General features: G+C 38.9%; 17 protein-coding genes and 1 pseudogene. 7 read left to right on the top strand and 11 right to left on the bottom strand.

The annotated features are described in order from the left end of the window. Nucleotides 1-247 precede the first annotated feature (247 nt). Both V4B17_RS04650 and V4B17_RS04645 read left to right on the top strand, forming a co-directional pair. Nucleotides 248-532 carry a cytochrome c1 gene (locus V4B17_RS04650; RefSeq protein WP_455480186.1) on the top strand — a complete coding sequence of 95 codons (285 nt, stop codon included), beginning with the start codon at nucleotides 248-250 and terminating at the stop codon, nucleotides 530-532. Nucleotides 533-889: 357 nt separating this feature from the next. Continuing rightward, nucleotides 890-1,330, top strand: a complete 441-nt coding sequence (locus tag V4B17_RS04645; RefSeq protein ID WP_455479036.1) for a PRC-barrel domain-containing protein — start codon at nucleotides 890-892, stop codon at nucleotides 1,328-1,330. Nucleotides 1,331-1,436: 106 nt separating this feature from the next. Here the strand turns inward: V4B17_RS04645 and ychF are convergent, their stop codons facing one another. Then, on the bottom strand, nucleotides 1,437-2,540 hold the full coding sequence (gene ychF, locus V4B17_RS04640) for a redox-regulated ATPase YchF (RefSeq protein ID WP_455479035.1): 1,104 nt from the start codon (nucleotides 2,538-2,540) through the stop codon (nucleotides 1,437-1,439). A gap of 258 nt (nucleotides 2,541-2,798) precedes the next feature. Between ychF and V4B17_RS04635 the strand changes: the two genes are divergently transcribed. After that, entirely contained in the window at nucleotides 2,799-3,545 is a 747-nt protein-coding gene (locus tag V4B17_RS04635) for a L,D-transpeptidase (protein WP_455479034.1), read from the top strand. Nucleotides 3,546-3,689: 144 nt separating this feature from the next. On the opposite strand, the gene pth is transcribed toward V4B17_RS04635, so the two are convergent. Both pth and V4B17_RS04625 read right to left on the bottom strand, forming a co-directional pair. Then, entirely contained in the window at nucleotides 3,690-4,271 is a 582-nt protein-coding gene (pth, locus tag V4B17_RS04630; protein WP_455479033.1) for an aminoacyl-tRNA hydrolase, read from the bottom strand. A 75-nt stretch (nucleotides 4,272-4,346) separates the two neighbouring features. Beyond that, complete coding sequence (locus V4B17_RS04625; protein WP_455479032.1) at nucleotides 4,347-4,973, bottom strand: 50S ribosomal protein L25/general stress protein Ctc; 627 nt, start codon at nucleotides 4,971-4,973, stop codon at nucleotides 4,347-4,349. 276 nt (nucleotides 4,974-5,249) lie between these two features. Between V4B17_RS04625 and V4B17_RS04620 the strand changes: the two genes are divergently transcribed. Next, nucleotides 5,250-6,749 (top strand): helicase HerA domain-containing protein, encoded by a 1,500-nt coding sequence (locus V4B17_RS04620; RefSeq protein WP_455479031.1) that lies wholly within the window; start codon nucleotides 5,250-5,252, stop codon nucleotides 6,747-6,749. Here V4B17_RS04620 and V4B17_RS04615 read toward each other — a convergent pair. From V4B17_RS04615 to lgt, 4 genes and pseudogenes are all read right to left on the bottom strand, one after another. Further along, the gene (locus tag V4B17_RS04615) at nucleotides 6,746-7,678 is read right to left on the bottom strand and encodes a ribose-phosphate pyrophosphokinase (protein WP_455479030.1); all 933 of its coding nucleotides are present in this window, start codon (nucleotides 7,676-7,678) and stop codon (nucleotides 6,746-6,748) included. The genes V4B17_RS04620 and V4B17_RS04615 overlap by 4 nt on opposite strands. Before the next feature lie 478 nt (nucleotides 7,679-8,156). Beyond that, nucleotides 8,157-8,945 (bottom strand): peptidoglycan editing factor PgeF, encoded by a 789-nt coding sequence (gene pgeF / locus V4B17_RS04610; RefSeq protein ID WP_455479029.1) that lies wholly within the window; start codon nucleotides 8,943-8,945, stop codon nucleotides 8,157-8,159. A 79-nt stretch (nucleotides 8,946-9,024) separates the two neighbouring features. After that, nucleotides 9,025-10,107 (bottom strand): class I SAM-dependent methyltransferase, encoded by a 1,083-nt coding sequence (locus V4B17_RS04605; protein ID WP_455479028.1) that lies wholly within the window; start codon nucleotides 10,105-10,107, stop codon nucleotides 9,025-9,027. Next, nucleotides 10,082-10,961, bottom strand: a pseudogene (lgt, locus tag V4B17_RS04600) (prolipoprotein diacylglyceryl transferase). The gene V4B17_RS04605 and the pseudogene lgt overlap by 26 nt, the downstream one beginning before the upstream one ends. Before the next feature lie 280 nt (nucleotides 10,962-11,241). On the opposite strand from lgt, the gene V4B17_RS04595 reads away from it, so the two are divergent. Next, nucleotides 11,242-11,505 carry an accessory factor UbiK family protein gene (locus V4B17_RS04595; protein WP_455479027.1) on the top strand — a complete coding sequence of 88 codons (264 nt, stop codon included), beginning with the start codon at nucleotides 11,242-11,244 and terminating at the stop codon, nucleotides 11,503-11,505. Nucleotides 11,506-11,867: 362 nt separating this feature from the next. Next, the gene (locus tag V4B17_RS04590) at nucleotides 11,868-12,368 is read left to right on the top strand and encodes a YbjN domain-containing protein (protein WP_455480185.1); all 501 of its coding nucleotides are present in this window, start codon (nucleotides 11,868-11,870) and stop codon (nucleotides 12,366-12,368) included. A 53-nt stretch (nucleotides 12,369-12,421) separates the two neighbouring features. Here V4B17_RS04590 and V4B17_RS04585 read toward each other — a convergent pair whose 3' ends face one another. Then, nucleotides 12,422-13,762, bottom strand: a complete 1,341-nt coding sequence (locus V4B17_RS04585) for an ATP-binding protein (RefSeq protein WP_455479026.1) — start codon at nucleotides 13,760-13,762, stop codon at nucleotides 12,422-12,424. A gap of 7 nt (nucleotides 13,763-13,769) precedes the next feature. Further along, nucleotides 13,770-14,474 (bottom strand): response regulator, encoded by a 705-nt coding sequence (locus V4B17_RS04580; protein WP_455479025.1) that lies wholly within the window; start codon nucleotides 14,472-14,474, stop codon nucleotides 13,770-13,772. Nucleotides 14,475-14,617: 143 nt separating this feature from the next. Here V4B17_RS04580 and V4B17_RS04575 point away from each other — a divergent pair, with 143 nt between their 5' ends. Next, a complete protein-coding gene (locus tag V4B17_RS04575; protein ID WP_455479024.1) occupies nucleotides 14,618-15,268 on the top strand; it encodes an MBL fold metallo-hydrolase in 651 nt (216 codons plus the stop codon). A gap of 51 nt (nucleotides 15,269-15,319) precedes the next feature. Here V4B17_RS04575 and V4B17_RS04570 read toward each other — a convergent pair whose 3' ends face one another. Together V4B17_RS04570 and uvrB are read right to left on the bottom strand one after the other, a co-directional pair. Beyond that, a complete protein-coding gene (locus tag V4B17_RS04570) occupies nucleotides 15,320-16,027 on the bottom strand; it encodes a BA14K family protein (protein WP_455479023.1) in 708 nt (235 codons plus the stop codon). 751 nt (nucleotides 16,028-16,778) lie between these two features. Then, a complete protein-coding gene (uvrB, locus tag V4B17_RS04565; RefSeq protein ID WP_455479022.1) occupies nucleotides 16,779-19,097 on the bottom strand; it encodes an excinuclease ABC subunit UvrB in 2,319 nt (772 codons plus the stop codon). Nucleotides 19,098-19,198: the final 101 nt, after the last annotated feature.

The following is a 19,198-nucleotide window of genomic DNA, read 5'->3' as shown; positions in this document are numbered from 1 at the left end:
AAGAAAAATAAACTGTGGTGAATGTTGTTATTAGATTGATTGTTATAGCGGTGATAGGCTTTCCTTTTTGGAGTGTTGCGGTTAATCTCTCTGATAAAGAGGAAAAGTTTGTTTCTTTCCCCTTATATGTGTTCCTAAAAAAGAATGGAGTTTTTCAGGGCTATTTGGGCTTTATGATAAGGTGCAGTTGCGGTGTGGTTTAAAAGTTTATAAATAGGTTTGTTCTAGTTGCCATGAGCTAAAATATATAGCTTTTCATGATTTAAAGGCGCTAGGCTATGATCAGGAACAGATTAAGGATTTTGCTAAGCGATATGAAGTGAGAGATGGCTATCATCGAGAAGAAAATTTTTCAAACGCGCTAGTATTGCAGAAAACACCTTTCTTTTTCCCTTTTGTAACGAAGAAGAAGCCGAAATTTGTTCTTAATGGTGCTTATCCTCTAGAACTTTCATTGATAGCACTGGCACGCGTCATATCTTTGCCATTTCTTGCTGTTATCTTCGATGTATTAACTCTTTTGATTCTTTAACCACGGGCGCCTCTGTTAAGTTATGGTGTTGTTTTCTGTTGTGATGGGACATCAGAAACAGTCGAACAATATGTGCGCGACGTCTCTGCTTTTTGGGTTTAGGATTCAGATCCTTACATGGAGATTCTAAAAAAACAGGTTTTCATGTTATTTTATTTTTCATTATTTTTGGAGTGTTTGTTTATATTTTAAAAGTCCGTGTCTGGCGTGGTTTAGAAGAAAAATTGGAAAAGAAGATAAAAAGACTGAGAAAAAGAAAAGGCCGGGCCAGGGTGCTGGTTTTGACAGAGTTTGGAACAAATCATGATCATGATGCATTGAGTTTTATAAAATAAAAGCAAAAACGGAGATGTTAAAATGAAAAAAATTGCATGTACTACTCTTATATCGGTTTTGATGGCTTCTAGTGCTTATGTTCAGTCTTTCGCGGTACCTCCTAAACCTGAAACGATTTCTTCAACAGGTACTGTACAGGTAGGGTCAGATATGTCTGTGCGTTATGTTACACCTTTAGCAACGGACTTTGTCGCTTCAAGCCTTATTGGTGCAAATGTATACAATATAGATGATGAAAATATTGGTGAAGTAAAAGATATTATTCTGCGTGAAAATAATATTGCGGGTTTTGTTGTTGCTGTTGGTGGTTTCCTTGGGATAGGGGAGAGTTATGTAGTCGTTTCTCCAGAAACAATCCAGATGATAAACGATTATGGTAAATGGAAACTTATTACTAATGCAACAAAGGATTCTTTAAAGGAGGCTCCAACATTTAAATACGAAGGACGTTGGACACGCTAATTTTGTATTTTTATTCTCCATTGAGAGAGCAGCGCTATCATGATATATGGTGGCGTTGTTTTTTTGTGCAAAGCTTTCAAGAATGAAACATTGAGATATTGAGATATTATGTGTTATGTTTAAACAGCATGATGTCACCATCTTGCACAATGTATTCTTTACCTTCATCGCGGGCTTTTCCTGCTTCTTTTGCACCGTTTTCTCCACCCAGAGCAATATAATCCTCATAGCTAATGGTTTGGGCACGAATAAAGCCACGTTCAAAATCTGAGTGAATCACACCAGCTGCTTGGGGGGCTTTCGTGCCGCGCGTAATTGTCCATGCTCTCGTTTCCTTAGGTCCACAGGTAAAGTAAGTAATGAGGTCAAGCAAAGAGTAGCCAGCGCGAATGAGGCGGTTGAGACTCGGTTCAAAGAGTTCTAAGGCATTAAGATATTCTGTAGCTTCTGCATCATTAAGTTGGGTGATTTCGGCTTCGATAGAAGCAGAAATGATAATGCTTTGAGCATTTTGCTCTGTTGCCATTTTTTCAACGGTTTTGGTAAAATTATTTCCATGAGCGGCATCATCTTCACCAACATTGCATACATAAAGTACGGGTTTGGAAGTTAAAAGGTTTAAATTATCGAGGATGTTTCGCTCATCGGAAGAGATATCTTTAAATAATAACCGGACAGGACTCCCTTTTTGCAGTGAGTTTAATGCTAATTCCATCATGGGAAGAATTGTTAAAGATTCTTTATCTTTTCCGGTTGCACGTTTGCGGATTTGTACGATTCGCCGCTCAAGGCTTTCAAGATCGGCAAGCATGAGTTCCGTTTCAACGGTTGTGGCATCAGAAACAGGATCAATGCGGCCTTCTACATGGGTAATATCGTCATCTTGAAAACAGCGTAAAACGTGAATAATGGCATCGACTTCACGGATATTGGCTAAAAATTTATTACCTAAACCTTCACCTTTTGAAGCGCCACGCACTAATCCAGCAATATCAACAAAATTGATACGTGTGGGAATGATTTCTTTTGAACCAGCGATCGATGCAATTTTTTCCATTCGAAAATCCGGAACGGCAACTTCTCCTGTATTGGGCTCGATTGTGCAAAAAGGGTAATTGGCAGCTTGCGCTGTCGCTGTTTTTGTTAATGCATTAAAAAGGGTTGATTTACCGACATTAGGTAATCCCACAATACCGCATTTAAAACCCATGAGCATCTTCTTTTCTGTTGATTTTATGGTCAGGATGAAATGTCTTTAACGCTTCTATAGCATATTTTAAGAAGACTTATAGTCTCTTATTGCTGTAGGTAAGAAAAAAAGCCATGTTGAAAAGATGTTTTGATTTTTTCAGTATATTTAAAATCCTTTATCTTAATGATAAGGAGATTCCAAATTAATGTTAATAGTACGCTAAGTTTTTCATAGTATGCAGGTCTGTATGAAGAATTAATTAGAAAGAATGTAAGAGTGTTATCTCATCGTGTTTTTTTAATTTCTATATCTCTGGCTTTGGCTGGATGCGCTGCGCGTCGTTCGGATGTGTCATTTGTTTCTTCTCAACAAGTTCGGCACATCTCAGCGGAAATGCAGGCTTTGTATGGACCTGTAACAAATGAACTTTATTCATTGCCCGCCATTGATCTTGCAACTATTGATCCAAAATTTTTGCGCCAGAAAGTGCTGTATCATACATCTTATCCACCTGGGACATTAGTGATAGATACGCAGGAATGTTTTCTTTACCTGATTGGTGAAAATGGGGAAGCTTTGCGTTATGGCATTGGTGTTGGTAAGGAAGGGTTGGCATTTGAAGGTGAGGGGGTTGTGCAGCGTAAGCGTCAGTGGCCGAGTTGGGCTCCTACTGCAGCAATGATGGCGCGAGAACCAGAACGTTATGGTCATTTAGGGAAAGGGATGCCACCAGGACCAGAGAATCCATTGGGTGCTCGAGCACTTTATCTTTTCAAAAATGGGCATGATACATTGTTTCGTATTCATGGTTCACATGAGGCGTGGTCAATTGGTCGTGCTATTTCAAGTGGATGTATTCGTTTGCTTAATCAGGATATTATTGATCTTTATGACCGTGTGCCTATTGGTTCTCGTGTGGTGGTGTTGCAAAATAGCGATCGTCGTCAACCTAATGCGTTAAGTCAGCAATCAAATCTTCACGATCCACTACAGTCAACGATTGCTCCAAGTGAATTTTTTTAATTCTGAGGAGGATTAGCTTAGCAGCCTCATTGGTGTTGTTTTGGTTTTGCGATTCAATGGCCTTTTTTTTGAAAGAGGACGCATTATTTGTAAGAGGTATACAAAGCAATGCTGATTTGTTTTGTAAATTCGCGAAACAAACTGTTATCGAAAGTCTTTGTTTTTCATTGCTTGTGAGATTTTGTTCATAAAGAGGTCCTCCTCACCCTTGAAGAAAAGAGTGATGTTTTTTGCGATTGTCTCTAAGAGAGGAGGTAAGCATTCTTGGTCAGATTTCGTAAAGTTCCCTAGAACATGTTTATGCACAAGTTCTTTAGAGTTAGGGCGTCCGATCCCTAAGCGTATACGATGGTAATCAGTGCCACAATGAGCATCAATGGACTTTATACCGTTATGCCCGTTACTTCCTCCACCAATTTTTATACGCACTTTTCCAAGTGGTAAATCTAATTCATCATAGATGATGATCAAATTTTTCAAGTCTAGTTTATAAAACTGCAAAGCTTCTTCAATGGCTTGTCCGGAAAGATTCATGAAAGTTTGGGGTTTTATGAGAAGCGTTTTTTCCCTATCTATGAAGCCACTGGAGATTTTGGCTTGAAATTTTTTTGACCATGGAGAGAAAGAGAAGAGCTGATAAATAGCATCAACAGCCATGAAACCGATATTATGGCGGTTATTTTGGTATTGTGAACCGGGATTGCCAAGACCAGCAATAAGCCACATATGTGTGCTTTCAGTAAAGTGTGAGAGGTTAAAAATTTTAATGAAGGCGGGAATTTTCCCGCCTGATAAAGTTTATCAATTTTTTTCGTTATCTCCGTCATTTTTTTGTTCGGAAGTTTTATCACTAACATTCAAGCTAGCAGGGGTTGCTATAGTTGCAATGGTAAAGTCTCGATCTTGGATAACCGGGGTTACCCCTGCTGGCAATTGCACTGCTGAAATATGGATCGAATCACCAATAGAGTAGCTAGCGAGATCAATCTCAATTGCTTCAGGGATGGCATTTGCGGGAGCAGTACATTCAATTTCATGGCGAACGATATTGAGGACACCTCCTTTTTTAAGTCCAGGAGCTGTCTCCTCATTGAGGAAGTGCACAGGGATACTCACTTCCACAACAGATTTCGCTGAAATACGTAGAAAATCTACATGTAGGGGAAAATCACGCACGGGATCGAGTTGGTAATCTTTTGGTAAAACCATAATTTTTTGTTTACCAATTGCAATAGTCGCGACGGTAGTACGGAAGCCACCAGCATGAATTTTGTAAAAAATTTCTTTATAGGGAACTGTAATTGCTAAAGGTGGTTGTTTTTCACCATAAATGATAGCAGGAATAAGACCGTTGCGACGAAGTTCACGGGAGGACCCCTTACCAACCCGTTCGCGTATTTCGGCCTTAAGAGTGTAGCTTTTGCTCATAATTTAAGTCCTTTTATGTAATTGGAGATTCATCAAAAACCAACAACAGTTTTTGCATGAATATGAAGATATGCGCTACCAAGCAGCGATTACTCCATTCTGCGTTGCCTCCAAGGGTGTCTGCGCAGAATTTTTTCTATAATTCAAACCATTCATAGATGCAAGAGTTGTGGGAAAAATCGATGATTTCTATCGTTGGATAAGAGGAAATGCTACAACTATGGTTTAGATGAAGAATAAATACTAGCAGATACAAAATAAAATATTGGAGATGTTATGAAGGTTGAGATTGCCTTAGGTGAGATGGCAGAGGGTAGTGCTTTGCGTAAGGTGGCATCAGCATTCATTGATCTTGAAGAATTATTGGCGACGCGTCTTCTTGTGCAAGGCAATTCCGGTTCAGGAAAATCACATCTTCTTCGCCGTCTTCTTGAGCAAAGTGCTTCATGGGTACAACATTGTGTGATTGATCCAGAAGGTGATTTTGTAACTTTGGCAGATAAATTTGGTCATGTCATTGTTGAAGCTCAAAGGAGCGAACCAGAACTGACACGTATTGCTCACCGAATTCGCCAACATCGCGTTTCGGTGGTGTTTAACCTTGAAGGTTTAGATGCCGAACAACAGATGCGTGCTGTGGGGGCTTTTCTTAGTGCACTGTTTGATGTGGAACGTGATTATTGGTATCCTATGCTTGTTGTTGTTGATGAAGCACAACTGTTTGCTCCAGCTGCGGCGGGAGAGGTTTCCGATGAAGCACGTAAAATTGCGCTCAATGCTATGACCAATCTTATGTGTCGAGGGCGCAAACGTGGTCTTGCTGGTGTCATCGCGACACAACGTTTGGCTAAGCTTGCAAAAAATGTAGCTGCTGAAGCTTCAAATTTTTTAATAGGGCGCACTTTTTTAGATATTGATATGGTGCGAGCTGCGGATCTCTTGGGAATGGAGCGTCGTCAAGCAGAAATGTTTAGAGATCTTGAGCGCGGTCATTTTATAGCTTTAGGTCCTGCTTTATCAAGGCGTCCCTTATCAATTATCATTGGTTCTGTCGAAACATTGGCACGTTCTTCTAGTCCCAAATTAATGCCCCTTCCAACAAAGCGTGCTGATGTAAAAAAACTCGTTTTTACTGCTTCGCCAGAGGAAATTTTGATTCCATGCAAGCATTCACGAGAAACTGTGAGAGAAAAGTCAATTCATGAGATGTTAGAGGAGGCGGTGCAAAAAAAACAAGAATTGCTGGAAAAAGAACCAAGCTTATTTCCTGAACTTTCTGCTGCTGATCGCGATCTTCAGCTAGAACGTATTATTCGGGAAATTCTTGATGACCCTGAAGCCTTCTATCGTTCAACGGCGGTGCTTTATCAAGATTTTTTGGTTCGTTGTCGTATTCATGGTCACTCAGGAGACCTTTTAAATCTTTCGCAATTTCGTCGTAAATTAGCTATTGCTCAGGCTTCTGTTGACGAAAAAACCGCTGTAAGTGAAAACTGGAAACGTATTTTGCATCTATCAGAAAGTTTAGAAGATGATGTTCAAGGCGTCTTTCTGCATGTAGCACAGGCTGCCCTAAGCAAAAAACCGTGTCCATCGGATGCATTTCTGGCACGTCTTTATGGAACTCATTCTTTAAGTCGTGCACGCCGACTTTTAACCTATTTTGAAGAGCGTGGATTCATTGTTATCCATACACATTTTAGTGGTCAACGTGTTATCGCTTTCCCTGATTTTGGTGTAGAAACAGCACCAGGAGATCCAAAGGAATTAGTTTAACTAAATAAGCTCGAGACAGATTGTTCTGCCGCTGTTCTTGCAATTGCTTCTCCAATAAGATCGGCAATTGGCAGAACGCGAATATTATGCGCCTCCTCGATTGCTTGTGTTGGCATAACTGAATTCGTAATAACCAATTCTTTCATTTCTGAATTTGTAATACGTTCGATAGCATTTCCAGAAAGAACACCATGTGTAATATAAGCAGTGACACTCTTTGCACCGTGTTTAAGGAGAGCACTTGCTGCATTGCATAGCGTTCCGCCTGAATCAACAATATCATCAAGCAAAAGACAGTCTTTTCCGGATACATCTCCAATGATATTCATAACTTCTGATTCACCAGGACGTTCACGACGCTTATCAACAATAGCAAGCAAGCTGTTCAAACGCTTTGCGAGCGAGCGCGCACGTACAACACCGCCAACATCAGGTGAAACAACGATGACATTTTCAAGAGAATAATGCATTTTGACATCGCGAGAAATAACAGGAACAGCATAGAGATTATCCGTTGGAATATCAAAAAATCCTTGAATTTGCCCTGCATGAAGATCCAATGTCAAAACGCGATGAGCACCTGCTTCTGTAATGAGATTTGCGATAAGTTTTGCAGAAATGGGGGTACGTGGGCCAGGTTTACGGTCTTGGCGAGCATAACCAAAATAGGGGATAACGGCTGTGATGCGGCGTGCTGAAGAACGGCGAAGCGCATCAATCATGATGAGCAATTCCATCAAGTGATCATTGGCTGGATAGGATGTGGATTGTAAAACAAATACGTCCTGTCCACGCACATTTTCATGCAATTCTACGAAAATTTCTTGATCAGCGAAACGTTTTACAGTTGCTTTGCCTAAGGGAATGTTTAGATAATTTGCGACATCTTCAGCAAGGCGTGGATTAGAATTGCCGCAGAAAAGTTTCATGATAAATCCTCTGAGTAATCACGATGAAGTGTGATGTGGTTTTTAACTTCTTGTTGCCAGATTGCAAGGAAACAATTACGAGAGCATTACAATTTTATTCATCATTGTTAAAGAAGGTATGCGTTTTGTTATCTCTTTTTCCAAAAGTTTGTTACTTTTAGAGCAAAGTTTTTTCCATGCGGCAAAGAGATACATATTGATTAAGTTCTTTGATTATTACTTTACAAAAAATGCTCTCAATATGGGGAATGTTCCGTATTTAAGATGAATGAAGGGGAGCAAAAAAAGGGGAGCGCTATCCTACCTCCAATCATTATAACAAAAATATTGAAAATAATCCAGGGCAAAAGCTGTTGTATTTTGTGGGCCGGCAGATGATCTTGTAAAAAAGTAAAGTACAATGAAATTTATTTTCATATTTTGGTAAAAAGCTTAGTTTTGTAGTTTTGGTATTGTTTTAAGGTATAAAAGAGAATTTTCATTTATTTTTCAGCATAATAGCAGAAATTTGCCGTCCGTAATCAGGTTCGCTGCGGTGTATTGCACGGCGATAGGAGAAGAAACGCTTTTCGTCTTTGTAGGTGCAAAGCCCTACACAAGAAGAGTTAACGCCTGCTTCTATGAGTTGATGCATAATGAATGCCCATAGATTAAAATAAAAGTGATTTATTTTGTCTGTTTTTATAAAAAAATTTCGGTATTTGCTATGGCAATCAATAAATTGATCATAAAATTCATCTGTTACTTCATAGTGGCAAGGACCAATACAAGGTCCAAGGACTGCTGTTATTGACTGTCGTTTAGCTCCTTGTTTTTCCATAATATAAATTGTTTTCTCAATAATTTTATTTAAGCTTCCTCGCCATCCAGCGTGAGTTGCCGCAATGACGCCTGCTTTAGGATCAGCAAACAGGACTGGTCCACAATCTGCTGTAAGAATACCAATTACAAGATCTTTTGTAGTCGTAACGAGAGCATCGGCTTGAGGAGGAGAACCGATACAGGCTTTATCAACGACAACGACATCGCAAGAGTGTATTTGATTGACAGTGACCAAATTTTGTACCTCAACATCAAAATAATGAGCAACTAAAGTGCGATTTTGTGCAATATGTTCAGGGTGATCATTAGAGCTTTGGCCAACATTAAGGCTTTGGTAAAGGCTCTTTGAAACACCACCTTGACGAGTAAAAAAACCATGTTTTATTCCTTGGTGGTGCAAAGCAGAAAGATTTTTTGCAAGGATAGGAGCAGGGACAGGATTCATAAAAGTTTCTTATATCAGTAGTGATTTTCAAAGTGAGAATGGTGTATGAGATGCATTTGTTAATAAATATTGCTGCCGGTTATAAAAAACTAGGAGGTAATGGTATATTTTTATCACAAATATGCAGGATTTTAAATAATGTACCCATTTGATCTGGACTGACTAATCGTTCGATATCTTGGCGAATTTTGTCTTGCAGTGTAGTGCTTTTACCTGCTCCAAGGTGTTTTGCGCGTTCCAGAAGTCCCATTTTTAAAAGAAAATCTCCTTGCTCGAAGATTTCAGCAAAACAACCTTGTTCAAGGGCTATTTTTTTTAAAAAGAAAAAACCAACATGCGATGTTAAATCATGTTCACCAGGAGCATCGAAAATATCATGGAATCTGTGTTTTGACAGTGCTTGTAGTGTATCACCAAATGCAAGATCAGAAGCTCCATAATCAATGAGCAAAGCAGAGCCTTTTCCTCGTACTAAATGGTTACTAATTTGTTGCATTAATTGATACCGTGAGGGCGCATGTTCAAAAATTGTTCCATCAGGGACTTCAAAATAATAGGGTTGTAAGAAAGAAGAAGGAAATTTACGTGGGCAAGCAATAAAGGCAAATTCTCCATTTTGATTGATTGTAATGCGGCGTTCTCTCCATTCTCCTTTAATTTTAATATATTGGTTGATGGGGAGCGTATCGAAGAATTCATTGGCTATTAAGAAGAGTGGTTTTGAGGGGATTTGATCAAAACTTTCAATGCTGTGGATTTGTTTTTGATAGGAAGAAAGGCGATTTTTTTGTTCGTTTGCGAGCTTTTTACTTATTTCAAGGAGAAAAACTTCAGCAGATTCAAATGCTGTTGTGGATAATTTTTGAATGGTACGCAAAATGTCATCCATAAGAGTTCCACGTCCTGGACCTATTTCAGCCAGAATGAAAGGGTTAGGGCATCCATGAGCGTTCCAACTTGCGAGAATCCAAATCCCAATCATCTCTCCAAATAATTGGCTTATTTCAGGTGCGGTAATGAAATCACCATCACACCCAAAAGGATTTTGTGTTCGATAATAGCCAAACTGAGGATCAGTGAGTGCAAAAGCCATATATTGGCTAACAGTGATTGGTCCATTGCGTGTGATAATTTCTTTAATTTTCTCTTTGAGGGTAGCCATTATTTTGCGGGTTGCTTTCTAAAGGCTTGGAAAAGGAGATGTCCTCCCAAAAAAAGCATAGGAAGAGTTAAAGCCATGCCATAGGTCAATCCAGTTGAATGAAAAAGAGTAGAAAACCATTCTGGGTCTTCTTGAGGAGCACGGTAAATTTCTGAAATGCTCCGTGCTATCGCGTAGCCTGTAATAAATACTCCTGCCACCATGCCAGGGCGCTTTAATGCTTTGAAGGTAAAAATAATAAGGTATAAGATGATGAAAAGAAGAAATCCTTCCATGAAAGATTCGTAGAGTTGGCTTGGATGGCGCGGCAGATATTGGGGATCTTGAGAGAAGCAAACAGCCCAAGGGTACGTGGTCATATTGCCCCATAATTCTTGGTTTATGAAATTGCATATCCGCACAACACCGATGCCAATAGGAGCACCTGCTGCAATTATATCAAACATTGTTCGCATGTTGATATTGTTTTTATGGGAAAACCAGACCATTGCTATGATGATGGCAATAAGCCCGCCATGGAAGGACATTCCCCCATTCCACACTGCGATGATGGCACTTGGGTGATCAAAATAATAAATAGGATCCCATATAAGTACTTGCCCTAAGCGGCCACCAACAACAATACTGATGGCAGACAAAACAACAAAATCCCCTATCTTTTCTTTATCCATAGGAGGATGATTTGCATACCATAGAGTTTGTTTTTTTAATAATTTTTGTGCATACCACCAAGAAAAAAGGATACCCACTGCGTAACCAAATCCATACCAATGGAGAGATACGGAGCCTAAATGTATAATTACGGGGTCGAGAAAAGATGGAAAAGCAATCGCTGGACAGGAAAGATTGTTCATGAGTTAGGTGTTTCGCATTATATAAGGTTACATGGCGGTCAAAAATGACAGATGAATGCGCGATGGTCAAGCTAGGAGAGCAGTAGATTTCCACTAAATTTTGGTGTTAAAATCTTATGATGGTAAAAGCAGTGTAAAAAGGCTTAAAATAAAATCTGCATGATGAAACATAGGCGGTAAGGTAAGACCTATAGGACAAAAGGAACAAATACAGCATCTAAGTATTATGAAATATACGTTATAGTGCGTTTATTAATAGTTAAACTTAAGGAAAAATATTATGCGTAATGGATCAAATCGTATTCTTGATGAATTGGCAAAATTAGCAACGGATATCGCCGATGTCGCACAAGGTATACGACGTGAAGCTGGAACAGCTTTTCGTTTGCAGGCTGAAAAGATGGTCAATAGACTTGACCTTGTTTCACGTGAAGAATTTGAGGCGTTTAAGGAGATGGTGTTGAAAACACGTGCTGACAATGTTGATTTGAAAAAACGTCTTGATGATTTGGAAAAAACGCAAGATAGTTTTTGTAAAGATTAAGGGTCACACAAAAAATATCCCCAATTTTTCAATGTCATGCGTGAAACTAAAAAATGCTTAATCCTGAGTCTGTTAGAGCAGATCGGTTCTTTATTTTTTGATTTGTTTTTTGTAAAAGAACATTTTTTTGAAGCAGGGGGGCTAGTACTGTGAAGTTGTATCAATACACTGGGAAAGCTTGATGATTCGTTTTATTGTTATCAAGCTACCGCGGAGAGCATTATTGAGTTCTGAGTAGTGTATACTGTCGATTGTTTTTAATGTGTATTTTTTGGTGTAAAAGCTTTGATTGTGGCAAAGTGTTGTTACAGTTTGGGCGGTTTGTATTCTGTTGACAATTTTTAATATGATTGAGGGTTATGATGAGGCTTGCATTTTGCGCCACAGAAAGGGAAGAGCATCCTGTTGATTTTATTGAACAGATTGCCTGTAAATATGATTGGTCATTTGAGCGGGATGCAGAAGATGAAATTAGTGTTTGTGTGGAAGGGAAACGCGCAAATTATCGTCTTGCCTTTTCATGGATGGAAGAACACGAAGCGCTTCATTTAGCCTGTTCATTTGATCTCTCCATTAAAAATGCTCGAACAGCTGAAATACAGCGCTTATTGCTAGCAATTAATGAAAAGTTGTTGTTGGGGCATTTTGATTATTGGCAAGGGAATAATTCAGTTATTTATCGGCAAGGGCTTCTTCTGGCAGGTGGGTTGCATCCATCTCATGTACAGGTTGAGACATTGTTGATATATGCTCTTAAAGTCTGTGAAAGTCATTATGTTGCATTTCAGATGGTTGCTTGGAGTGGGGAAAGCGCTTATAAGGCACTGCAATACACTTTGTTTGAAACTGTAGGGAACGCTTAAATTATCATGTTTGTTTGATGATTTTTGCTTGTGGACGATTTGCGAAATATTGCTCATAGAGGAATATCGATAATGGCACGCAACCCCCCAAGAGGGCTGTCACTTAATTGAATACTACCTCCATGGCTGCGTGCTATATCTTGAGCAATAGAAAGGCCGAGACCGGTTCCACTTGCATCTTGATTTCGCGCTTTATCAAGTCGAAAGAATGGTTTAAAAACTTCTGTGCGCATATTTTTATCAATGCCAGGTCCATTATCATCAATGGTTAAGATGAAAGATTCTTTTTGGTATATGGTTGTCAACTGGACAATGTCGGCATAACAAAATGCATTTGACACAAGATTGCTGACCAGGCGGGTGAAGGCACGTGGGCGTACTTGTATGTGTGTAGATCCTTCAATGGTATAGGAAAATTGACGTTTGTGAAGATGAGCATCGGCGGAGAATTTTTGCATAAGAGCATTTAAATCAAAACTTTTAACACTTTCATTCCCTTCGCCACGGGCAAAAGCAAGGTAGTCTTCTAATATATTTTGCATGTCGCTTACATCTTGCTCAAGTGGTTTAATATCAAAGTCAGTATTTGCTAGCGCTAGCTGAAGTTTAAAGCGTGTAAGAATAGTTCTTAAATCATGACTTACTCCTGAGAGCATCATGGTGCGTTGTTCGATTTGGCGTTCAATGCGTTCTCGCATGCGTAAAAAAGCAATGCCAGCGCGACGAACCTCATCAGCCCCCTGTGGCTGAAATCCTTTTGGTAAAGGACGACCGCGTCCAAAGCTTTCTGCTGCTTCAGCCAATTGTTGAATCGGTTTTATTTGGTTGCGTAGAAAGTAAATTGCTATCAGTAATAAAACAAGAGCTGTTCCTACCATCCAGCTTAAAAAAATACCAGTATTGGAAGCATAGGTTTGGCTGCGCAGCGCAAAGACGCGCAAAATGTTGCGACCAAGGTGGATGCGGATTTCGACAAGATTAGAATCGCCTACTGTATCAATCCAGAAAGGGCGGTTAATTTGGCGAGTGATTTCTTCACTTAAAAAATAATCAAGAATTGCAAAAAATGGCTTAGGTCCTGGGGGGGGAAGGGGGGCAGGTGGCAGGATAGAAATGTTTAATCCCATGCGTTGTTGTGCAATACGCTTGATATCTTCATAGTTATCTTGTTGCGGATATGTTTCAATGATGTCGATAATGGCAGAAATATCATGAACAACGGCGGTTGAAAGACGCTTGGTTACCATTTGCCAATGGCGTTCCATAAAAACGTAAGCAATTACTGTTTGCAATAGTACCATAGGAGCGATAATGATAATTAAAGAGCGAGCATAAAGCCGTTTAGGCATCTTCTTTGTTAACCAGCGGATAAATTTTTTTGAAGATTTGATCATTATGCGTCTACTCAATGGAGAGTTTATAACCTATTCCTCGCACAGTTTGGAGCCATTTGGGAATTGCTGGATTTTTTTCAATCTTATGGCGTAGACGATTGATTTGTACATCAATGGCACGTTCACCAATATTACTGCTGTTCATTGCGAATGTATGGCGCGGTATCGTATCGCCTGCATTTTCAGCAAAAATGACCATCATTTCTTGTTCCTTATCTGTCAACTTAATAACCTGTCCTTCTTTTTTAAGTTCACGTCGTGAAATTGAAAATATATAAGGTCCAAAAACTATCTGCTCAATTTTTGGTTGATTCGATGGAAAACCACGCCGTAAAATAGCATTGATACGAAGGAGAAGCTCACGAGGATCAAACGGTTTAGCGAGATAGTCATCTGCGCCTGCTTCTAATCCATGAATACGATTGTCTATTTCCGACAAAGCTGTGAGCATGAGAATGGGAACATCTTTTGTTTGGCGGAGAGAATGGGTGAGATCAATGCCATTTTCGCCTGGCATCATAACATCAACTATAAGAAGGTCAAAATCTAAGCTTGCAAGTTGCCGTCTTGCTTCACCGGCATTAGCAGCGACTGAAACACGAAATCCATTCTTCATGAGAAATTGAAATAAAAGATTGCGGATACGAGTGTCGTCATCAATTACAAGAAGGTGAGGTGCATCATCACACAAAACTTGAATGTGATCAGTCATTCTTTGAAGCCTTGATAAAAATTCATTTTACAAAAAATTCAAGTTTACATAAGTTGCATAAAGCTGTCGAGCTGACATTTTTATTCTATAAAGTGTAGAGTGTTATTTAAAAGATTGAAAAGCTTACTTTTGAAAAAGATATTATGGATAATTTTAGGGCACATATTATTCCGGTCACACCTTTCCAACAAAACTGCACTTTGCTTTTTGACAATGAATGTAAAACGGGGGTTTTAGTTGATCCTGGTGGTGATTGGCATCGGATTCAAGAAGTGATCGAAAAGAGTGGTGTGATCGTTGAGGCTATTTGGATAACACATGGTCATATTGATCATGTGGGAGCGGCAATGCAAGCCAAAGAGACGCTTAATGTGAAAATTATTGGTTCACATCGTGACGATAAGCCTGTAATGGATGCTATGAGAGAAAGCGCAAAAAATTATGGTATAACTGATGTGCGTATTTGTGTTCCCGACCAATGGTTGGAAGATGGTGAGAGCGTTCATTTTGCTGGACATGTATTTAGGGTTTTTCATACCCCAGGACATTCCCCTGGTCATGTCATTTATTTTAATGAAAAAAAACGTTTTGCTCTCTTGGGTGATGTACTATTTCGTGGTTCTATTGGACGTACAGATTTTCCATTTTGTTCTCATGAGAAATTGATGAAATCTCTTAAGGAGAAGATTTTCCCATTAGGCGACGACGTTCATTTCATCTGTGGTCATGGTCCTGGAAGTCAAATAGGTTATGAGCGCCAGTGGAATCCTTTTTTGCAAGGAATCAATGAATAAAAACATGAAAAAACCCGCTTTAAAGCGGGTTTCTGCAATGGTTATTCAGGGTCATCTTACTGGAGCATAGCAGAAGTGATCTAGGCCATCATAACCTCGAAAAGTTCCTGTTTTATGGTTAAATGAACGGTATCTTGTTTTACAATATTTAAGCCAGTCAGCAGTCCATGGCTGATATATTGTTTCTGATTGTATTTCATAAACTACATGACTTTGTGGAACTTGTTGGTACACCACATGATTTTGTGGTGCAGCTTGGTAAACAATTTGTGGTTGTTCTGGTTGTTTTAGTACATTACCGAGAAATGCACCTGCAGCAAGGCCAAGAATTCCCGCTGCCAAAGCATCACCTGAGTTATTATGATTTACATGATGTTCATGTATATGATTGTGTGTTGTTGTTTTGCGCTCGACATAATGGTATGTTTTGCGTTCAACATGATGATGTTTTTTTTCTCTCCTTTTATGGTCAACATGATGGTGGTGCTGATTATCAGAAGAATAAAAAGGGTGATGCTTGCTAAGAATAGAACGAGAGCTATAATCATCAGAACGGATGTTAAAGCTATGAGAAGGGAAACGATTTTCCGCCGTTATTCTTCTCATCGAATTATCCATTTTCTTTTGCATTCTATCCATTTCTCTCGTAACATATTCACTGTGGAAGGATGTCATATCAGCAAGCGTTGTACCTAATGGTGCCAAAACAGCTGCAGTTGACATTGCCGATAATACCGCTACTCTAATCACTTTTTTCATAACAACGCTCCTTGATGTAAATTCGCATTTTTTCATATTCTATATGTGCCAAACTGAATAGAGTCTGAACAATTGTGGATTTTATTATAACAAAACAAGTAAAAATTCATTTAGCTAAACCTACCGCAGGTATTATATGATATAATTTTGATTTCACTTAATGTATCCTGCTTGAGGTTGATTAATAAGTTTGTATTGATAGTTTCCGATTTTTTACTGTGGAATATAAAATCTTTATTTATGGATACTTTTTGTATTATTTGGTATAGTATGAGTTGAATAATAGGTGTATGAATAGAAATTATCATTTTTTATCATAAACTTATGGTGATATGATAAAGTATCACTTTGCTTTATTTGTGTCATAGAATAGTATCCTGTTTGACTATTATCTTGTAAAGATAAATAATGTTTGAACAAGATATCACAGTATAAATGTATAATGACAATGTATTGTAGTAATTTTTTTGATACACATAGGATTTTTTCTTTAAATTTGTCTGATTTTTATAGTTTATGAGTTTTTTACGTCTTTGGAGATTTTTTACAACGTGGTTTAGTAAGAAAAAATGCTTAAAAAGTCAATAAATATTAGGCGTTTTTTGTAAAATGTTCTCTTTTATGGTGTTTTAGATAAATTGGAGCACCCTTGATGCTTAAGATTGTATATTTTTCAGATAATACTGTTTTCTTTTGAGCTTTAGTCTTTTTTTAGAAGAGATGAAGATTGTTTTAGGCGGTTTGAAATTTTTTACTCTTTTGTTGATTGCGTTTTTTTTCGTTTTATTGTTTCTTGATTAGGTGTGTTTTTACAAGATTTTTTCCTTCGATTTTCTAAAATATCAATGTTCATGGTTGGTTCCATGTGTGAAAGGTCTGGCTTGAAGAAAAGGCTTGGCTGTAATACGGGCTCATGGGTGGATTGTTCGCTATTATGTGTTAAGGGGTTCTCAGTGATTGTTAGCTCTATCCTTTGTAATTGTTTGATTTCATCGCGAAGTCGCGCTGCTTCTTCAAAGTTGAGATCAGTGGCTGCTTCATGCATTAATTTTTCAAGGCGTTTAATATGAGATGCTAAATTATTGCCAACCGTATTTTTTTTCTCGATGATATTAGGGATATTTGTGCGAATATGTTCGTTTTCATAGCCTGAATTTAGAATATCTTTGATATTTTTTTTGATACTTTTCGGTGTAATATGGTGTTCTTCATTATAGGCTACTTGTTTTTGCCGGCGTCTTTGTGTTTCCTGTAAGGCTCGTTCTATGGAGCCAGTGATTATATCCGCATAAAGAATAACTCGGCCATCTACGTTGCGTGCAGCGCGTCCAATTGTTTGTATGAGCGAGGTTTCGGAGCGCAAAAATCCCTCTTTGTCAGCGTCTAGAATAGCGACAAAACCGCATTCTGGAATATCTAAGCCTTCTCGAAGCAAATTGATACCGATTAAGACATCAAAGGTTCCGAGTCTCAGATCGCGAAGAATTTCAATACGTTCTAATGTATCAATGTCAGAATGCATATAGCGTACGCGAATACCTTGTTCGTGAAGATATTCAGTTAAATTCTCGGCCATACGCTTGGTTAGGACCGTCACCAATGTACGGTAACCTTTTTGAATTGTTTTATGAATTTCATTCACAACATCATCGATTTGATTGCGGGCTGGGCGAATCTCTGTTTGTGGGTCAACAAGCCCTGTTGGGCGAATAATTTGTTCAGCAAAAATGCCATGAGATTGTTCTATTTCCCAGCGTCCTGGTGTTGCAGAGACGGCAATAGTTTGTGGGCGCATAGCATCCCATTCTTCAAAGCGTAAAGGACGATTGTCCATGCAAGAGGGGAGGCGAAAACCATATTCTGCTAAGGTGGCTTTTCGTCGAAAATCACCTCGGTACATGCCGCCAATTTGGGGAATGGTTACATGGCTTTCATCGATAAAAACAAGAGCATTGTTTGGAATATATTCGAACAAGGTTGGTGGTGGTTCGCCGGGTTTTCGTCCTGTTAAATAGCGTGAATAATTTTCAATTCCGGAGCATGAGCCAGTGGTTTCCAGCATTTCCAAATCAAAAATTGTACGCTGTTCTAAACGCTGCGCTTCTAAAAAACGTCCAGCTGCGTTCAACTCATCGAGGCGTTGAATTAATTCCATTTTGATTGATTTCATTGCTTGATTTAGAGTTGGTCGGGGTGTTACGTAGTGTGAGTTGGCATAAATTTTAATTGATTGGAGATTACCTGTTTTTTGACCTGTTAGAGGATCAAATTCCGTAATTGTTTCCACTTCATCGCCAAAGAGTGAAATACGCCAAGCACGATCTTCTAGGTGAGCAGGGAAAATTTCGATTGTATCCCCTCGAACACGAAAAGAACCACGAATGAAGTTAATATCTTGTCGATAATAATGTTGGGAAACTAAATCAGCCAGTAATTGCCGTTGATTGAGTTTATCACCTTTTTCTATTTTAAAGGTCATAGCAGTATAAGTTTCTACTGAACCAATCCCGTAAATACAGGATACAGACGCGACTATAATGACGTCATCACGTTCAAGGATAGCACGTGTTGCAGCATGGCGCATACGGTCAATTTGTTTATTAATTGAGGATTCTTTTTCAATATAGGTATCAGAGCGTGCAACGTAGGATTCTGGTTGATAATAGTCATAATAGGAAACAAAATATTCGACAGCATTGTGGGGAAAAAAACTTTTAAATTCTCCGTAAAGCTGCGCTGCTAGAGTTTTATTTGGTGCTAAAATTAAAGCTGGACGCTGTGTTTCTTCAATGATTTTGGCCATTGTATAGGTTTTTCCTGAGCCGGTAACACCCAAAAGCACTTGTGTATGTTCACCTTTTTGAATTCCTTTAACCAGAGTTTTGATTGCTTTAGGTTGATCTCCTGCGGGTTCAAAGGGTGTTTCGAGTTGAAATGGAATGCCACTTTCAGACTTTTCAGGACGTACAGGACGGTGAGGTGTCCATAACGCGCCATTCTTAAAAAGAGGATTTCCCGAGGTAATCAGAGCAGAAAGAGCTTCAACTGTTGCTGTAACACCATTTTTCATTATCGCTTCCTTTGACATGAAAATACATGTGCTATTCAAAGAAATATTGTTCATAAATTTGATCGAGATAACGACAAAGCGTTATTTAGTAGTTTCGCTCC

It is taken from the genome of Bartonella sp. B23 (assembly GCF_053793815.1).
Note: the sequence above shows the minus strand (reverse complement) of the source record. Positions and strands in the feature narration are given on the sequence as shown.